The 14691-nt window shown below is 71.5% G+C and carries 14 protein-coding genes; 9 read left to right on the forward strand and 5 right to left on the reverse strand.

Annotated features, from left to right (window positions below):
* Positions 1-628, forward strand: a 628-nt coding sequence (locus EXE47_RS09680; protein ID WP_137703721.1) for a DUF2891 family protein, incomplete at its 5' end; no start/stop codon positions are given.
* Here the strand turns inward: EXE47_RS09680 and uppS are convergent.
* Positions 625-1620, reverse strand: a complete 996-nt coding sequence (gene uppS / locus EXE47_RS09685; RefSeq protein WP_049931053.1) for a polyprenyl diphosphate synthase — start codon at positions 1618-1620, stop codon at positions 625-627. The two genes, EXE47_RS09680 and uppS, sit on opposite strands and share 4 nt — an antisense overlap.
* A gap of 62 nt (positions 1621-1682) precedes the next feature.
* On the opposite strand from uppS, the gene lwrS reads away from it, so the two are divergent.
* The 4 genes from lwrS to EXE47_RS09705 all read left to right on the forward strand — a co-directional run bounded on the left by lwrS (position 1683) and on the right by EXE47_RS09705 (position 3789).
* On the forward strand, positions 1683-2066 hold the full coding sequence (gene lwrS / locus EXE47_RS09690) for an LWR-salt protein (RefSeq protein ID WP_089308583.1): 384 nt from the start codon (positions 1683-1685) through the stop codon (positions 2064-2066).
* Positions 2067-2173: 107 nt separating this feature from the next.
* Positions 2174-2827, forward strand: coding sequence for an HAD family hydrolase (locus EXE47_RS09695; protein WP_089308584.1), 654 nt, complete (start codon positions 2174-2176; stop codon positions 2825-2827).
* Positions 2828-2861: 34 nt separating this feature from the next.
* Positions 2862-3218 (forward strand): helix-turn-helix transcriptional regulator, encoded by a 357-nt coding sequence (locus EXE47_RS09700; protein ID WP_049930878.1) that lies wholly within the window; start codon positions 2862-2864, stop codon positions 3216-3218.
* 25 nt (positions 3219-3243) lie between these two features.
* Complete coding sequence (locus EXE47_RS09705) at positions 3244-3789, forward strand: CopG family ribbon-helix-helix protein (protein ID WP_049930877.1); 546 nt, start codon at positions 3244-3246, stop codon at positions 3787-3789.
* Positions 3790-3825: 36 nt separating this feature from the next.
* On the opposite strand, the gene EXE47_RS09710 is transcribed toward EXE47_RS09705, so the two are convergent.
* The 3 genes from EXE47_RS09710 to EXE47_RS09720 form a co-directional block, all read right to left on the reverse strand.
* Positions 3826-6063, reverse strand: coding sequence for an AAA family ATPase (locus tag EXE47_RS09710; protein ID WP_089308585.1), 2238 nt, complete (start codon positions 6061-6063; stop codon positions 3826-3828).
* Between the two features lie 188 nt (positions 6064-6251).
* Complete coding sequence (locus EXE47_RS09715; protein WP_049930873.1) at positions 6252-7133, reverse strand: homoserine kinase; 882 nt, start codon at positions 7131-7133, stop codon at positions 6252-6254.
* A 153-nt stretch (positions 7134-7286) separates the two neighbouring features.
* Positions 7287-7535 carry a hypothetical protein gene (locus EXE47_RS09720; protein WP_049930871.1) on the reverse strand — a complete coding sequence of 83 codons (249 nt, stop codon included), beginning with the start codon at positions 7533-7535 and terminating at the stop codon, positions 7287-7289.
* Between the two features lie 125 nt (positions 7536-7660).
* Between EXE47_RS09720 and EXE47_RS09725 the strand changes: the two genes are divergently transcribed.
* The 3 genes from EXE47_RS09725 to EXE47_RS09735 all read left to right on the forward strand — a co-directional run bounded on the left by EXE47_RS09725 (position 7661) and on the right by EXE47_RS09735 (position 11978).
* Positions 7661-8935 (forward strand): TIGR00341 family protein, encoded by a 1275-nt coding sequence (locus tag EXE47_RS09725; protein WP_049931052.1) that lies wholly within the window; start codon positions 7661-7663, stop codon positions 8933-8935.
* Between the two features lie 154 nt (positions 8936-9089).
* The gene (locus EXE47_RS09730) at positions 9090-11174 is read left to right on the forward strand and encodes a formate/nitrite transporter family protein (protein ID WP_049930869.1); all 2085 of its coding nucleotides are present in this window, start codon (positions 9090-9092) and stop codon (positions 11172-11174) included.
* Positions 11175-11234: 60 nt separating this feature from the next.
* Entirely contained in the window at positions 11235-11978 is a 744-nt protein-coding gene (locus EXE47_RS09735) for an SIMPL domain-containing protein (protein ID WP_086215369.1), read from the forward strand.
* A 52-nt stretch (positions 11979-12030) separates the two neighbouring features.
* Here EXE47_RS09735 and EXE47_RS09740 read toward each other — a convergent pair whose 3' ends face one another.
* Positions 12031-13014 (reverse strand): GTPase, encoded by a 984-nt coding sequence (locus EXE47_RS09740; RefSeq protein WP_049930867.1) that lies wholly within the window; start codon positions 13012-13014, stop codon positions 12031-12033.
* 193 nt (positions 13015-13207) lie between these two features.
* Here EXE47_RS09740 and EXE47_RS09745 point away from each other — a divergent pair, with 193 nt between their 5' ends.
* Positions 13208-14665, forward strand: coding sequence for a Na+/H+ antiporter NhaC family protein (locus EXE47_RS09745; protein WP_089308586.1), 1458 nt, complete (start codon positions 13208-13210; stop codon positions 14663-14665).
* Positions 14666-14691: the final 26 nt, after the last annotated feature.

Here is a 14691-nt window from a genome sequence, read left to right on the forward strand (position 1 = left end):
GGTCCGGGAGGGGGTCCGAGAGTCGTTCCTCGGGATCGACCGCGCTCACCGCGTCGGTACGCACGGCAACACCGCGTTCGCGCTCGCCGGCGTGCTCGACTACGCGCGGGTCGTCGGCGACGCCGACCTCGAACGCGAGGCCGCGGCTGCGGCGCGCCGCCTCTACGCGGACGACACCGCCGCGGTCGTCGGCGCGGAGCCGGTCGGTTGGGACTTCGTCTCGCCCGCGCTGACCGAGGCGGACCTCATGCGCCGCGTCCTCGACCCGGACCCGTTCGCGTCGTGGCTCGACGACTTCCTCCCGGACCTCGCCGCGCCGCCGCACGACGCGCTGTGTTCGCCGGTCGACGTGGAGCCCGACGAGGGCGACGGCGCCGCGATACACCTGATCGGGCTCAACGTCTCCCGGGCGTGGTGTCTCGCCGGACTGGCCGACGCGCTCGACGGGCGGGACGGCCCGGCCGCGGACCGGCTCCGGGAGCCCCTCGACGACGCGGCGCGCCGCCACGCGGAGGCCGGGGCCGCAGACGTGCTCACCGACGACTACGCGGGGTCGCACTGGCTCTCGTCGTTCGCGCTGTACCTGCTGACGCGGAACGAGGGCGGCGTCGCGCCCGGCGCCGCCTAGTCGGCTCCCGTCGACTCGGGCCCGTCGCCGTCGATCCGACCGGCGGACTCGCCGTCGGCCGGGCCGGCTGAGTCACCGTCGGCGATGTCGAGCGCGTCGTCGGAGAGGTCGCTGCCGTCGAGCCGGGGGATCCGCTCGCGGAGCCTGGCGGCGGCGGCGCGGGCTTCGGCGAACTCCACCTCGGCGAGCGCGCGCACCAATGCGACCGCGCGCTCGGCCCGTGCGCGCTGCCACGATTCCTCGCGCGACTCGTAGGTGCGGATCGCGCGCAGGAAGTCGACCTCGGAGAACTCAGGCCAGTAGGGGGCACAGAAGTAGACGGCGGCCTCGTTGCCGTTGGCGTGCCACGGGAGGAAGTTCGAGGTGCGCTCGTCGCCGCCGGTGCGGACGATCAGGTCAACGTCGCGGATCGGGCGGTCGTACAGGCGCGACTCGACGGTCTCGACGTCGACGTCCCCGGGAGCCATCTCGCCCGCGTCCACGTCGCGGGCGATGGCGCGCGCGGCGTCGAGCAGTTCGGTCCGGCCGCCGTACGCCAGCGCGACGTTGAGCGTGAACCGGTCGTTGCCGGCGGTGCGCCGCTCCGCGTACTCGACCGCGTCGCGGACGCGCGGCGGGAGCCGGGCCACGTCGCCGATGGCGCGGACGCGGACGCCCTCATCGTGGACGCGGTCGGCGTCGGCGAACTCGCGCAGCTTGCGTTCGAGCAGGTCGAAGAGGGGTTCCAGCTCCTCGTCCGGGCGCTCGAAGTTCTCGGTGGAGAAGGCGTAGAGGGTGAGCTCCGAGACGCCGAGGTCGGCGCACCAGTCGAGGACCTGTTCGGTGGTGTCCGCGCCGGCGCGGTGTCCCTCGGGAGCGTCGTCGCCCTGCTCGCGGGCGTACCGACGGTTCCCGTCCTGGATGACGGCGACGTGGTCGGGGACGTCGTCGATCTCGCGGCGGAGGTGCCGCCGGTACGCGCGCCCGGCGAGGCCGCGGAGACGCTGCCACATGACGGGGTCCACGACGCCGAACGGTATGTAGCTTTATGAATCGGTCCGGCGACGGTCGACGCATGGAGGCCGCCTACGTCTTCCGCGTCGCCGTCCGACTCGATCCCGCGGACGCCGCCGTCGACCCGGGCCGGTTCGAGACGACGATGGAACTCCCCGCGAGCGACCCCGGTGCCGACGGGTGGCTGTTCTTCCGCGACCGGCTGTGGCGCGGCGAGGTCGGCGACGAGCCGTCGTTCCGGCGGCTGGCCGCGGAGCGCCTCGGACTGGCGGACGCCGCGAGCCTCGAGGTCGCCGCCGCCGACTTCCGCGAACTCCGCACCGACGAGGCGTACCGCGACGCGCTGACGGACGCGATCGCCGCGGACCTCGGCCGCTTCAACGCCGACTCGGTCGACGAGGTCCTCCGCAAGTACCTCGGCTCGTCGGTCCACGTCCGGGAGTGACGCGAGGGGGGGGGGAAGCCGGCCGCCCGGACGGCTCCGGTCGGTGTGAGCAGGGATCCCGCGCACCCGCAACGCACTTGCCCGCCCCCGGCGTACGGGTGGACCGTATGGCCGTCACCGATTACGACTTCCACCTGTTCGACCTCGACGGGACCCTCGTCGACGCCGAGTGGGAGTACACCCGAGCGGTGTTCGACCGCGTCGGCGGCCGGCTGGGCCGCGAGTTCTCGGACCGGGAGGCGCGGGTCCTCTGGAGCGGTCTCGGCGGGTCTCGCGCGGAGACGCTCCGCGGGATGGGGGTCGACCCCGAGGCGTTCTGGCCCGCGTTTCACTCCGTCGAGGATCCGGTCGCCCGCGCGGAGGCGACGTACCTCCACGACGACGCCGCGCGGCTGCTCGACCGCGTCGAGGAGGTCGGCGGGCCGACGGGGCTCGTCACCCACTGTCAGGAGTTCCTCGCCGAGCCAGTCCTCGACCGCGTCGGCCTCGACGACCGCTTCGACGCCGTCGTCTGCTGCACCGAAGAGACGGGGTGGAAGCCGTCCCCCGACCCGATCGAGACCGCGATGAGAGACCTCGGCGTCGATCCGACCCGAGGTCGCGGCTACTACGTCGGCGACGGCGAGAGCGACGTGGCGGCCGCCTGGAACGCCGGCCTCGACGCGGTCCACGTCGAGCGCGTCGGCCACGACGAGCGCGGGCGGTGCGTGCTCGGGGACCGGCGCGTGCGCCGGCTCGACGAGCTTGTCGACGCGTCGTGAGCGATTTATGCCGCCGCGGGCCGACTCGCGACACATGACGAAGTGGTTCCACAGCGGCCGCCGCCGCGACCTCTGCGCGCTCCTGTACGAACACGGGGAGCTGCGCGCGCAGTCGCTGAAGAGCCGGCTCGAATCGCACTACGACGAGCGGATCGATCCGGGATCGTTCTACGGCACGCTCTCCGCGCTCGTCGAGGCCGGCCACCTCCGCCGGCGCACCGAGGGGATCGCGGACGTGTACGCGCTCACCGAGGCGGGCGAGGCAGCCCTACTCGACCACTACGCGTGGCTCGGCGAGCGGATCGCAGGCGGCGACAGCGAGGGGACCGGAGGAGGCGGCGACCGGCCCGAGCGAGAAGCGGAACGCGGCGGCCCGGACCTCAAGGATTAACAACTTCCGCGGTATGATTTAATATATGACAGTCGTCAGCGTGTCCATGCCGGAGGAGCTGCTAGAGCGCATCGACAACTTCTCCGACGAGCACGGGTACACCGGCCGCAGCGAGGTCGTCCGCGAGGCCTCCCGGAACCTCCTCGGCGAGTTCGAGGACGCGAAGCTCGAGGACCGCGACCTCATGGCCGTCGTGACGGTGCTTTTCAACTACGAGACGACGAACGTCGAGGAGCGGATGATGCGCCTGCGCCACGAGGACGAGGGGATCGTCGCCTCGAACTTCCACAGCCACGTGGGCTCGCAGTACTGCATGGAGCTGTTCGTGTTGGAGGGCGAGCTCGCGGAGATATCGACGTTCGTGGGCAAGGTCCGCGCGACGAAAGACACGCTCACGGTCGATTACAGCGTCACCCCGGTCGACGAGTTCGGTCCCGGCGCGCTCGGAGACGCCGGCGCGCACGGCGGACACGATCACGGCGAGTCCGACGACGGGGGAACGGAGGGCAGAGAGGTGGAAGAGAAGGGGACGGAGGACGGCGCGGCCGCCGAGTCGAGCGGAGACGACTGATCGGAGACGGGACCGGCCCGCGGGACCTCGGCGCCCTCAGACGCTCTCGGGCCGGACGGACTCGAGCGCCGCGTCGAAGTCTTCCCCGGTGATACCCACCTCGTCGGCGTGGTCGTTTGCGGCCTCGCCGTGCTCGTCGGCGACGCGCTCGATGGCGCGCATCGCCGCCGCCCGCGACAGCGAGGCGATCTCGGCCCCGGAGAACCCCTCCGTCTCGTCGGCGACGCGCTCCAGGTCGACCTCGTCCGTGAGGGGCTTCCCGCGGGTGTGGACCTCCAGGATCTTGCGGCGCGCCTCGCGGTCCGGCTCCGGCACCTCGACGTGCGTCTCGAGCCGGCCGGGGCGGAGCAGCGCGGGGTCGAGCGCGTCCCGCCGGTTGGTGGCCGCGAGGACGACGAGGTTCGGGTTGTCGCTGGCCCGGTCGAGCTCCGTCAGGAGCTGGGAGACGACGCGCTCGCTCACGCCCGAGCCGTCGCCGCCCGCCGCGTCCCGGTCGGTCGCGACCGCGTCGATCTCGTCGAAGAAGACGATCGCGGGGGCCGCCTGCCGCGCGCGGTCGAACAGCTCGCGGACCGCCTTCTCCGACTCCCCGACGTACCGGTCGAGCAGCTCCGGCCCGGCGACCTGGATGAAGTTGACGCCGCTCTCGCCGGCGATGGCGCGCGCGAGCAGCGTCTTCCCGGTGCCCGGCGGGCCGTACAGCAGGACGCCGGTCGGGGGGTCGGCGCCGGCGGCGTCGAACAGCGGCCCGTACGACAGCGGCCACGTCACGGCGCGTTCGAGCTCCCCCTTGGCGTCGTCGAGGCCGCCGACGTCCGCGAAGTCGGTGGTCGGCTGCTCGGCGACGTACTCGCGCATCGCGCTCGGCTCGACGTTGGCGTGCGCCGCCTCGAAGTCCGCCTTCGTGACGGTCACGTCGTTCAGCGCCCGTGAGTCCGACTCCCGGGCGCGACGGAGCGCGGTCATCGCCGCCTCCTGCGATAGCCCCTCGATGTCGGCGCCGACGAACCCGTGCGTCCGGCCCGCGATCCGGTCCAAGTCCACGTCGTCCGCGAGCGGCATCCGGCGCGTGTGGACGTCGAGGATCTGCCGCCGCCCCGACTCGCCGGGCACGCCGATCTCGATCTCGCGGTCGAAGCGCCCGCCGCGCCGGAGGGCGGGGTCGATGGTGTCGACGCGGTTCGTCGCGCCGATGACGATCACGTCGCCACGGGCGTCGAGCCCGTCCATCAGCGAGAGCAGCTGGCCGACGACGCGGTTCTCCACGTCGCCGCCGTCGTCGCGCTTGCCCGCGATCGAGTCGATCTCGTCGAAGAAAACGATCGCGGGGGCGTCGTCGCTCGCGCGCTCGAACACCTCCCGGAGCCGCTCCTCCGACTCGCCCTTGTACTTCGACATGATCTCCGGGCCGTCGACGGTGATGAACGTCGCGTCGACCTCGTTGGCGACGGCGCGGGCGATGAGCGTCTTCCCCGTCCCCGGCGGGCCGTGGAGGAGGACCCCCTTCGGCGGGTCGACGCCGAGCCGGGTGAACACCTCCGGCTCGGAGAGCGGGAGCTCGATGGTCTCCCGGACCAGCTCCAGCTCCTCGTCCAATCCGCCGATGTCCTCGTAGGTCGCGCCTGCGGTGTGTTCCTCGGGCGGCGACCCGCCCTTCGGACGGCCGTCGTCGCCGGGCGTCTCGGTCCCCGGATTCGCCGGCCCGCTGGCGCGGTCGCTCCCCGGCGCGGCCGACGCGTCGGCGTGGTCTCCGGCGGACCCGGCGCCGTCCTTGTACTCGACGGAGACGTCCGTCGAGGCCGTGATGCGGACGGTGCCCGCCGGGTCGGTCCGAGCGACCACGAACCGGAGCCCGCCCAGTCGCTCGACGTGGACGGCCTCGCCCTCGGTGACGGGGCGGTCGCGGAGCTCGCGGGAGAGCGCCCGCTCGACCACCTCGCGGCTCACGTCCACCTCGGCGAGCCGCCCGGGCGCGGCCAGCGTCACGCGGTCGGCGTCGGCGACGTCGACGGCCGCGATCGTGACAGTATCGCCGACCTTCACGCCGGCGTTCGCACGGGTGTCGGCGTCGATGAGGACGGAGCCCTCGGCGGCGTCGGGACCGCCCGGCCACACCTTCGCGACGGCGGTGCGCTCGCCGCGCACCTCGACCGTGTCGCCGCTGAGGAGGGCGAGCCGCTTGCGGGCCGACTCGGGGAGCCTGGCGATGCCCCGGCCCGCGTCCCGCTTCTCGGCGGCACGCACCGTGAGCCGGAGCCCTGCGGTGTCGTTCATACCACTAGTTCTCGCCGGCGGCTCTTTACGCTTGTCCGGTCGCGGCGGAGCCGCGCAGTCCGGCGTGTCCGTTGGGAGGGATGGGCCGGACGAGAGGGCGCGATCGACGGCGGCTCGTCACCGTCGACTTATCGGCCGGACCACGCGCCGACCGCGTGATCCGCTGCGAGCGGGACGGCCGCCCGGGCTCACTCGTCCAGCACGGTCGTACCGCGGCCGATGCGGGTCTGGTAGGCGCGCGCCTCGATCCCGGCGCCGGCGAAGGCGTCGAGCATCTCGGCCGCGACGGCCCGGCGGTCGCGCTCGCGGCAGGCCGCGATCACCGCCGGACCGGCGCCGCTGACGGTGACGCCCGTCGCGCCGGCGTCGAAGGCGCGTTCGCGCACGTCGTCGTAGCCGGTGATCAGGCGCGCGCGCTCGGGCGTGACCACCGGATCGGTCATGCCGAGGCCGACGAGGGCCGGGTCGGAGCGACACATCCCGACCGCGAGCGTCGCCGCGTTGCCGACCGTCTCCACGAGGTCCTCCATCGAGGCGGTCTCGGGGACGACCCGGCGTGCGTCGCGGGTCGAGACCGCCACGTCGGGGAGACAGACGACCAGGGGGACCGCGGCGTCGACCGAGTGCGTGCCCTGGGCGGTCGTCACGGTGAAGCCGCCGAGGATCGAGGGCGCCACGTTGTCCGCGTGCGCGACCCCGGAGACCACCGCCTCGCCCTCGGCGGCGATCGGGACCAGCTCCTCCCGGGAGCGGCCCCTGTCGTACAGTCGGTTGAGCGCCACGGCCGCGCCCGCGGCGCTCGCGGCGGAGGAGCCGAGCCCCGACGCCGGGCGCACCCCCTTGTCGATGTGGATGCGCGCGGGGGCGTCGAGGGCCTCGACGACGGCGCCGACCGTGTTCTTGTCGGGGTCTTCCGGAATGTACTGCGCGCCGACGCCGGTGACCTCGATCGTCGTCTCGGCCGCCTTCTCGACGGTGACGACGTCGGCCGGCCGCGAGAGGGCCGCCCCGAACACGTCGAAGCCGCTCCCTAAGTTCGCGCTCGTCGCGGGGGCCCGTACCGTTACCATGGCGGGGAGTGTCCCCGGTGGGGCAAAAAGGAGCGGGATCGAACAGAAGTCGAAACCGCGGGGGAGCCGACCGAGTCCGTCTAGGGGGTCGAGAGAGCTGAGAGGAAGAGAGTTCGGCCGCGCGCGCCGCTCGACGGTCAGTTGACGCGGTTCTCAGCGCGCCATCGTCCACAGCAGTGTGCCGACGAGGACGAGCGGGATGCCGAGGAGGATGAACGTCGGCGGCATCGTCGTGTACGGGGCCATCAGGAAGATGACTCCGAACACGGCCATGATCGACGCGAGGGCCTTCTGGGACTTCAGCGGCGCGACACCCAGAAGCGAGACGACGAGCCCGAACAGTAGGACGTGCCCGAGGTGGTAGTCGAGCAGGAACGTGTCGATGACCAGCGGCGAGATCATTCTTGTCCGGAGGTGCGAGCGATTCGCGCATTAAAGTTCCGTTTCTCGTGGCCCGGGCGGGCCGCTGCGTGCCGATCTTATAAGGGCTGTCGGCGCGACCGCCGATCGTGCGACTCGTTCAGGTCATGATTCCGGCGGGCAAGCGGGCCGCTGTCGTCCGCGCGCTCGACGACGAGGGGGTCGACTACGTCGTCACCGACGAGACGAGCGGCCGGGAGTACACCGCGGTCGCGACGTTCCCGCTGCCGACCGCCGCCGTCGAGCCGGTCCTCGACCGACTCCGGGAGGCGGGGATCGACGAGAGCACGTACACCGTGATCGTCGCGGCCGAAACGGTCATCTCGCGCCGGTTCGAGGCGCTCGAAGAAGAGTACGAGGCGGACGCCGAGCGGAGCGGCGACCGCATCTCGCGGGAGGAGCTCCAGGCGAAGGCGGACGACCTCGCCTCGGGGCTCGGCACGTACGTGCTGATGACCGTCATCTCGTCGGTGATCGCCACGGCGGGGCTGCTGCTCGACTCGCCCGCCACCGTGGTCGGCTCGATGGTGATCGCGCCGCTCATTGGGCCGGCGATGTCGGCGGCGATCGGCACCGTCGTCGACGACGAGGCACTGTTCCGGCGGGGAGTGCGGATGCAGGTGATCGGCGTCGCGGTCGCAGTTATCGCGGCGACGGCGTTCGCGTTCGCGCTGCGCTCGCTCGCCTTGGTTCCGCCCGGGCTGGACCCGCTCGAACTCGCGGAGGTGTCGGAGCGACTCGCGCCGAACGTCCTCGTGTTGGTCGTCGCGGTCGGGGCCGGGATCGCGGGCATCGTCTCGCTGATGACCGGCGTCTCCGCGACGCTCGTCGGCGTGATGATCGCGGTGGCGCTCATCCCGCCCGCGGCCGCGGTCGGCATCGGAATCGCCTTCCGGATCCCGCGGCTCGTGATCGGGGCGGGCGTCATCGTCGCGGTGAACGTCCTCTCGATCAACCTCTCGGCGCTCGTGATGCTATGGTACGAGGGGTACCGCCCGCAGCGGTGGTTCCGGGAGGACGAGGCACGCGCCGCGTTCCTCAAGCGCGCCGCCGTCCTCGCGGTCGCCATCGCGCTGCTGTCGGTGTTCCTCGGCGGCGTCACCTACGAGTCGTACGTCGCCTCGACCACCGAGGCCGACATCCGCGCCGCCGCGAGCGACGAGTTGACCGCGCTGGACGCGGAGTTCGAACTCCTCGATCTGACCGTCGAGCGGACGGGAACCGTCCCGCCGCTCGAGACCGACCGGGTCGTGATCCGGGTCGGCACGCCCCCCGGCGGCACCGTCGAGGGGCTCGCGCCCGCGCTCGACGACCGGATCGAGTCGGTCGTCGGCGGCGAGGTGGAGGTCGAGGTCCGCTCGGTGACCGTCGAGCGCGCCTGAGTCCGTCTCGTTCTCCCGACCGCCCTAAGTCCGTCTCGTTTCGCCCGACCGCCCCTGAACTCGTCTCGTTTCGCCCGTCGCTGCGGTCCGCCGGTTCGCGTCCGCGTGATCGGAAGAGCAAGGGCTTTTTACCGGGCCTCCGTGGGCTCGGCCAGTGACGGATCCCACGCAATCCGACGACGATTCCATGCGAGAGGTCGTCGAGCGGTCCCGGAGCGGCGCGCCCGCGGTCGGCGAGGCCGTCCGGGACCGGTTCTCCTCCGACGAGGTGTTCCAGCGGATCATCGCGGCCGCGGACGAGGAGGTGACCTCCGGGAGCCGCGAACTCTTCTTCAGCGGGCTCGCCGCCGGGCTGGCTATCACGATCACGTTCATGCTGTACGCGTCGCTGACCGCGGCGACCGACTCTCACCCGATACTGAGCGTCCTCCTCTACCCGCTCGGGTTCATCTACATCATCATCGGCGGGTACCAGCTGTACACCGAGAACACCCTGCCGCCGGTGGCCCTGACCTTGGAGCGGCTCGCGAGCCTCCCCACGCTCCTCCGGCACTGGACGATCGTCCTCGCGGGCAACTTCGTCGGCGGCGGGATCGGCGCGGCCGTCCTCTCGTACGGCGGCGTCTTCACGGGCGACACCGTCGACGCGGCGCGGTACATCTCCGAGGGGGGATTCGGCGTCCCGTTCGTGCCGCTGTTCTTCAAGGCCGCGATGGCGGGGCTCGTCGTCGCCGGCGTCGTCTGGGTCGGCTTCGCCTCCACCGACTCCGTCAGCCGGATGCTCGTCGTCTACCTCGCGTTCCTCGCGATCCCGCTCGGCGACCTGTTCCACGTGGTCGTCTCCTTCACCGAGGTGCTGTACCTGTTCTTCCAGCACGGCATCCCGCTGTACGGCGCGGAGATCAGCCTCTTCTCCGGGCTCGTCGGCTTCGTCCTCCCGGTCCTGCTCGGGAACACCATCGGCGGGGTCGTCCTCGTCACGCTCGTCAACTACTTCCAGACCAGCGAGGAGCGCCTCGAAGAGGCGCGCTTCGAGGGCGTGAGCCGCCGCCTCACGGTCCCCGAGTGGGTGTTCGGCCGCGCGGCCGGACGCTCGTACGTCCCGATATTGGATGCCACCGAGGCGACGCTGTTCGCGGGCGAGGGGTACCGGGTCATGGTACCGATCACGAACCCCCGGACCGACGGCCCGATCGTCGACCTGGCGGCGCGGCTCGCGAGCGACCACGACGACGGCGTCGTCCACATCGTCCACGTCGTTCAGGCGCCCGAGCGCATGTCGCTGTCCACCGGGGACGCCGGGCGGCGCATCGCGGACGTCTCCGGCGAGGGGATGGCGAACCTCCGGTCGACCGCGGCCGACTACGACGTGGAGGTGTCGACCTCCACGGTCGTCTCGCACCGCTCGTTCGAGGAGGTGTTCAACATGGCGCGGCGGACCCGGCCGGACGCGGTGCTGATGGGGTGGGGCGACGACCAGCTCTGGAGCGCCGCCCGCGCCGAGCGGCCGATCGACGAGCTCACCAACCAGCTTCCCTGCGACTTCCTCATCCTCAACGAGCGCGATCTCGACACCTCGCGGATCCTCATCCCCACCTCCGGCGGCCCCGACTCCGACCTCAGCGCGGAGGTGGCGAAGGTGCTCGCCGACGCCACCGGGGCCGAGGTGACGCTGCTTCACGTGGTGGACGGGCCCGGAAACAGGGGACGGGGCGAGGCGTTCCTCGCGAACTGGGCGGCGGAACACGACCTCGACGACGCGGAGCTCGTCGTCGACGACGGCGGCGACGTGGAGGACGGCATCTGTCGGGCGGCCGCCGGAAAGACGCTGGTCATCATCGGGGCCACGGAGAAGGGGCTGCTCTCGCGGCTCGTCTCCAACTCGCTCCACCTCGACGTCATCCACGAGGTCGACGCCTCGGTGCTCCTCACAGAGCGGCCCAGCAGCCGGTCGCTGCGCGAGCGGCTGTTCGGCTCCGGCCGCCGCGCCGCAACCGTGACCGGCGGCGTCGAGCGCGAGTCGAACCGCTCCGAAGGGACGGACGTGCAGTCCGCCGCGGACCGCGGTGACGGCGGTATCGAGGGTACCAGCTCGCAGGGCGACGGCGACTCCGACGACGCGGACGCGGGCGACTCCGGAGGCGCGAGCGACGACGCGTTCATCGCGGACCACGACGACGCGGACGAGGAGATCACCGAGGACGCGGCCGGCGAGCGCGACGGCGACGACGGACGGTGACGAAAACGACTCTTTGCGTTATCTGCGGTTTATACGTGCTTTCGGACCGACTAAGCGCGTATGAACAGGCGACTGACAGCGATCGTTGGCATCGCGGCCCTCGTCGCGTTGGCCGGCTGTGCGGGGTTCGCGGGCACCGCGACCCCGACGGACGGCGACGAGGCGCAACTGGAACGGAACATCGAAGTGACGGCGACGGGCGAGGCGACCTCGGCGCCCGACCGCGCCACCCTCCGCGTCGCGGTCACCGCGACCGGGTCGGACGCCGCGGCTGTGCGCGACGAACTGGCCGCGGGCGAGGAGGATCTCCGGGCGGCGCTGACCGAGTGGGGCCTCAGCGACGACGCGATCCGGACGGAGCGGTACGACGTACAAGAGAGCTACGAGACCCGCGACGACCCGAACCGGACGCGGTACCAGGGCGTCCACCAGTACGCGATCGAACTCGACGACGTCGACGCGGTCGGCGAGGTGATCGACGTCGCGATCGACGCCGGCGCGGACGAGGTCCAGCGGATCGAGTTCGGGCTGAGCGAGGAGACCGAGCGGGAGGTCCGCGAGGAGGCGATCGCACAGGCAATGTCGAACGCCGACGCCGACGCCGCCGCGCTCGCCGACGCGAGCGGGCTCGAGGTCTCGGGGGTCTACGAGGTGTCGACCGGGCGGTCGCAGTCGCGGCCGTACGTCGCCCAGACGTACGAGTCGGCCGCGGGCGGCGACGCCGGGGCCGCGACCGCCGTCGAGAGCGGCGACGTGAGCGTGAGCGTCTCGGTGAACGTCGTGTACGAGGCGGCGCCGGCGTAGCGCCGCGAGGAGCCTTTTTTCGCGGTTCGCGACCGTCAAGCGCGTCGACCGACTACTCCCCGTCGCGGGTGGGGAGGTCGGGCTCGTAGCCGACCGCGTCGACGGCCATGTCGAGGACATCCTCGACGTTCTCGTCTTCCGTGACGCTCATCGTCGCGTCGACTGATTCCGCCTTGACGCCCTCGAAGCGGTCGTGTTTGTTCGCCACCGTGAGCAGCGGCACGGCCGCGCCGAACAGCTCGCGGGCCTCCTCGCGGAGTTCGAGCTGGACCTCGAGCGGGTAGCCGCAGTCGCCGGAGGGGTCGATGACGAAGATCACGGCGTCCGCGAGGTGTTCGAGGGCGCTCACCGCCTGCCGCTCGATGTCGTTGCGCTCGTCCGCCGGCCGGTCTAAGAGTCCGGGCGTGTCGACGATCTGGTAGCGGATGTGGTCGCGCTCGAAGTGGCCGATCTGGACGCCCTTCGTGGTGAACGGGTACTCCGCGATCTGGTTCGACGCGCGGGTGACCCGGTTGACGAACGACGACTTGCCGACGTTCGGGTAGCCGGCGACGACGACGGCCGGCTCGTCCGGGTCCACGTCCGGCAGGACCTTCAGCTGGTCCCGGGAGTCGCCGATGTAGCGCAGGTCGTCTTCGATCTGGTCCATGATGTCCGCCATGCGGGCGAACGCCTGCTTCCGGTGTTTCCGCGCGGTGTCCACGTCGGAGTTCCGGACCTTCGTCGTGTACTCGTCGCGGAGGTCCTCGATCTGGCGGCTCGCCCACATCACCTGCGAGAGCGCCTGGCGGAGGCGGTCGACGTCGACGAGTGCGTCCGCGAGCTCGTAGTAGAACGGGTCGACGTCGAAGCCGAAGTCGGGCCACGAGGTGACGACGTTCTCCAAGTTGTCCGAGAGCACGTTGCCGGCGGTCCGTAGCATCGACTCCTGCGCCTCGTGGCCGCGCTTCGCGCGCCCGGCCCGCGCCGCCCGCGAGAACGCCTTGTCGACGAGCTCCTCGGAGCGCGGAGTCGTCGGGAGGCCCTCGAATATCATGTTACCCCGGCTTCGCCGCCGACGCGTATAAGAGCGTCCGTTCGCGGACCGCCGCGACACGGCGGCACACGGGCGGACGCGGCGGGTGCCGCGGGGCCTGCCGAAGCCGCTCACCGTAAGCGGCAAGATCTATCGCTATCTATCACACGCATATTTCGAGCCATACTTATGCTTCAAAGGAATACAATCGGGCATGGCACGCTCGTTCACCCCGACGGCGTACGACGACCTGGATCCAGACCGCCGCCCGAGTCTCGCGGCGGCGCTGGTCCCGGTCCTCGCCGTCGTGGCGTTCCTCGGAATCGGCTCGGCCGTCCTCGGCCTCGACCCGCACCCGCCGCTGTTGTGGAGCATCGCCTTCGTCGGCGCGTTCGGCCTGTGGCTCGGCTACGACTGGGACGCGCTGTTCGACGGGATCGCGAACGGCCTCGTCATGGGGCTCCAGGCGCTCCTCATCATCTTCACCATCTACGGGCTGATCGCGACGTGGGTCAGCGCCGGCACGATCCCCAGCATGATGTACTACGGCCTGGAGATCTTGTCCCCGACGACGTTCCTCCCCGCGGCAGCGGTCCTCGCCGCGATCGTCGCGTTCGCCATCGGTTCCTCGTGGACCACCGTCGGGACGCTCGGCGTCGCCTTCGTGGGTATCGGCGCGGGGCTCGGCGTCCCCGCACCGATGACGGTCGGCGCGGTCCTCTCGGGCGCGTACGCCGGCGACAAGCAGTCGCCGCTCTCCGACACCACGAACCTCGCCGCCGGCGTCACCAACACCGACCTGTACGGGCACATCCGACGGATGCGGACCGGCACCGCGATCGCCTTCGGTCTCGCGGTCCTCGGCTTCGCCGCGCTCGGCCTCCGCACGAGCGGCGACATTCCCGCCGGCGAGATCGCGGCGATCCAGGGTGGTCTCACCGAGACGTACGCGGTCACCGCCGTCGCCTTCGTCCCGCTCGTCGTCACCTTCGGGCTGGCGCTGCGGGGGTACGCCGCGCTGCCGACACTCGTCGCGGGCGTGTTCGCCGGCGCGCTCACGACGATCCTCCTCCAAGGGACCGGATTCGTCGCCGCCTGGGAGATATTCATGTACGGGACCTCGCCGGAGTCGGCCTCTACGACCGTGAACGAACTCCTCGCGACCGGGGGACTCACCGGCTCCGCGTGGACGATCACGGTCGTCGTCGCCGCGCTGTCACTCGGCGGCATCTTGGAGCGCACTGGCGTCCTCGCGGTGATCGCCCACGCGTTCACCTCGTCCGTGCGGAGTCCGGGCGCGCTCGTCGCCGGAACTGGTGTCTCCGCGATCTTCATCAACGCCCTCACGGCCCAACAGTACATGAGCATCGTCCTGCCGGGCGTCACGCTCCGGAACACCTACGACGAACTCGGCCTCGACACCGACCAGCTCTCGCGCGCGGTCGAAGCGGCCGGGACGCCGACCGGCGCCCTGATGCCGTGGCACGCGGGCGCCGTCTTCATGGCGAGCGCCACGGGCGTCCCGACCATCGAGTACGCGCCGTACTACCTGTTCGCGTTCCTCTCGCCGTTTGTGCTGTTCGTTATGGCCGGGACTGGCCTCACGATCGACGCGGATCCGACCTCGGCCGACGCCGACCCGGCGGAGACCGCCGCCCCCGGCGACGACTGAGTCCCGGGATCGTCCGGTCGCCCCCG

Origin of the sequence: Halorubrum sp. GN12_10-3_MGM (genome assembly GCF_005435235.1) — an archaeon.
GTDB classification, from domain to species: domain Archaea; phylum Halobacteriota; class Halobacteria; order Halobacteriales; family Haloferacaceae; genus Halorubrum; species Halorubrum ezzemoulense.

Excerpts from the sequence above, each read along its gene's own strand:
- EXE47_RS09695 (WP_089308584.1), top strand. The coding sequence starts at position 2,174 with ATGGCCGTCACCGATTACGACTTCCACCTGTTCGACCTCGACGGGACC.
- EXE47_RS09710 (WP_089308585.1), bottom strand. The coding sequence starts at position 6,063 with ATGAACGACACCGCAGGGCTCCGGCTCACGGTGCGTGCCGCCGAGAAG.
- EXE47_RS09715 (WP_049930873.1), bottom strand. The coding sequence starts at position 7,133 with ATGGTAACGGTACGGGCCCCCGCGACGAGCGCGAACTTAGGGAGCGGC.
- EXE47_RS09700 (WP_049930878.1), top strand. The coding sequence starts at position 2,862 with ATGACGAAGTGGTTCCACAGCGGCCGCCGCCGCGACCTCTGCGCGCTC.
- EXE47_RS09740 (WP_049930867.1), bottom strand. The coding sequence starts at position 13,014 with ATGATATTCGAGGGCCTCCCGACGACTCCGCGCTCCGAGGAGCTCGTC.
- EXE47_RS09735 (WP_086215369.1), top strand. The coding sequence starts at position 11,235 with ATGAACAGGCGACTGACAGCGATCGTTGGCATCGCGGCCCTCGTCGCG.
- lwrS (WP_089308583.1), top strand. The coding sequence starts at position 1,683 with ATGGAGGCCGCCTACGTCTTCCGCGTCGCCGTCCGACTCGATCCCGCG.
- EXE47_RS09705 (WP_049930877.1), top strand. The coding sequence starts at position 3,244 with ATGACAGTCGTCAGCGTGTCCATGCCGGAGGAGCTGCTAGAGCGCATC.
- EXE47_RS09720 (WP_049930871.1), bottom strand. The coding sequence starts at position 7,535 with ATGATCTCGCCGCTGGTCATCGACACGTTCCTGCTCGACTACCACCTC.
- EXE47_RS09745 (WP_089308586.1), top strand. The coding sequence starts at position 13,208 with ATGGCACGCTCGTTCACCCCGACGGCGTACGACGACCTGGATCCAGAC.
- uppS (WP_049931053.1), bottom strand. The coding sequence starts at position 1,620 with ATGTGGCAGCGTCTCCGCGGCCTCGCCGGGCGCGCGTACCGGCGGCAC.
- EXE47_RS09725 (WP_049931052.1), top strand. The coding sequence starts at position 7,661 with ATGATTCCGGCGGGCAAGCGGGCCGCTGTCGTCCGCGCGCTCGACGAC.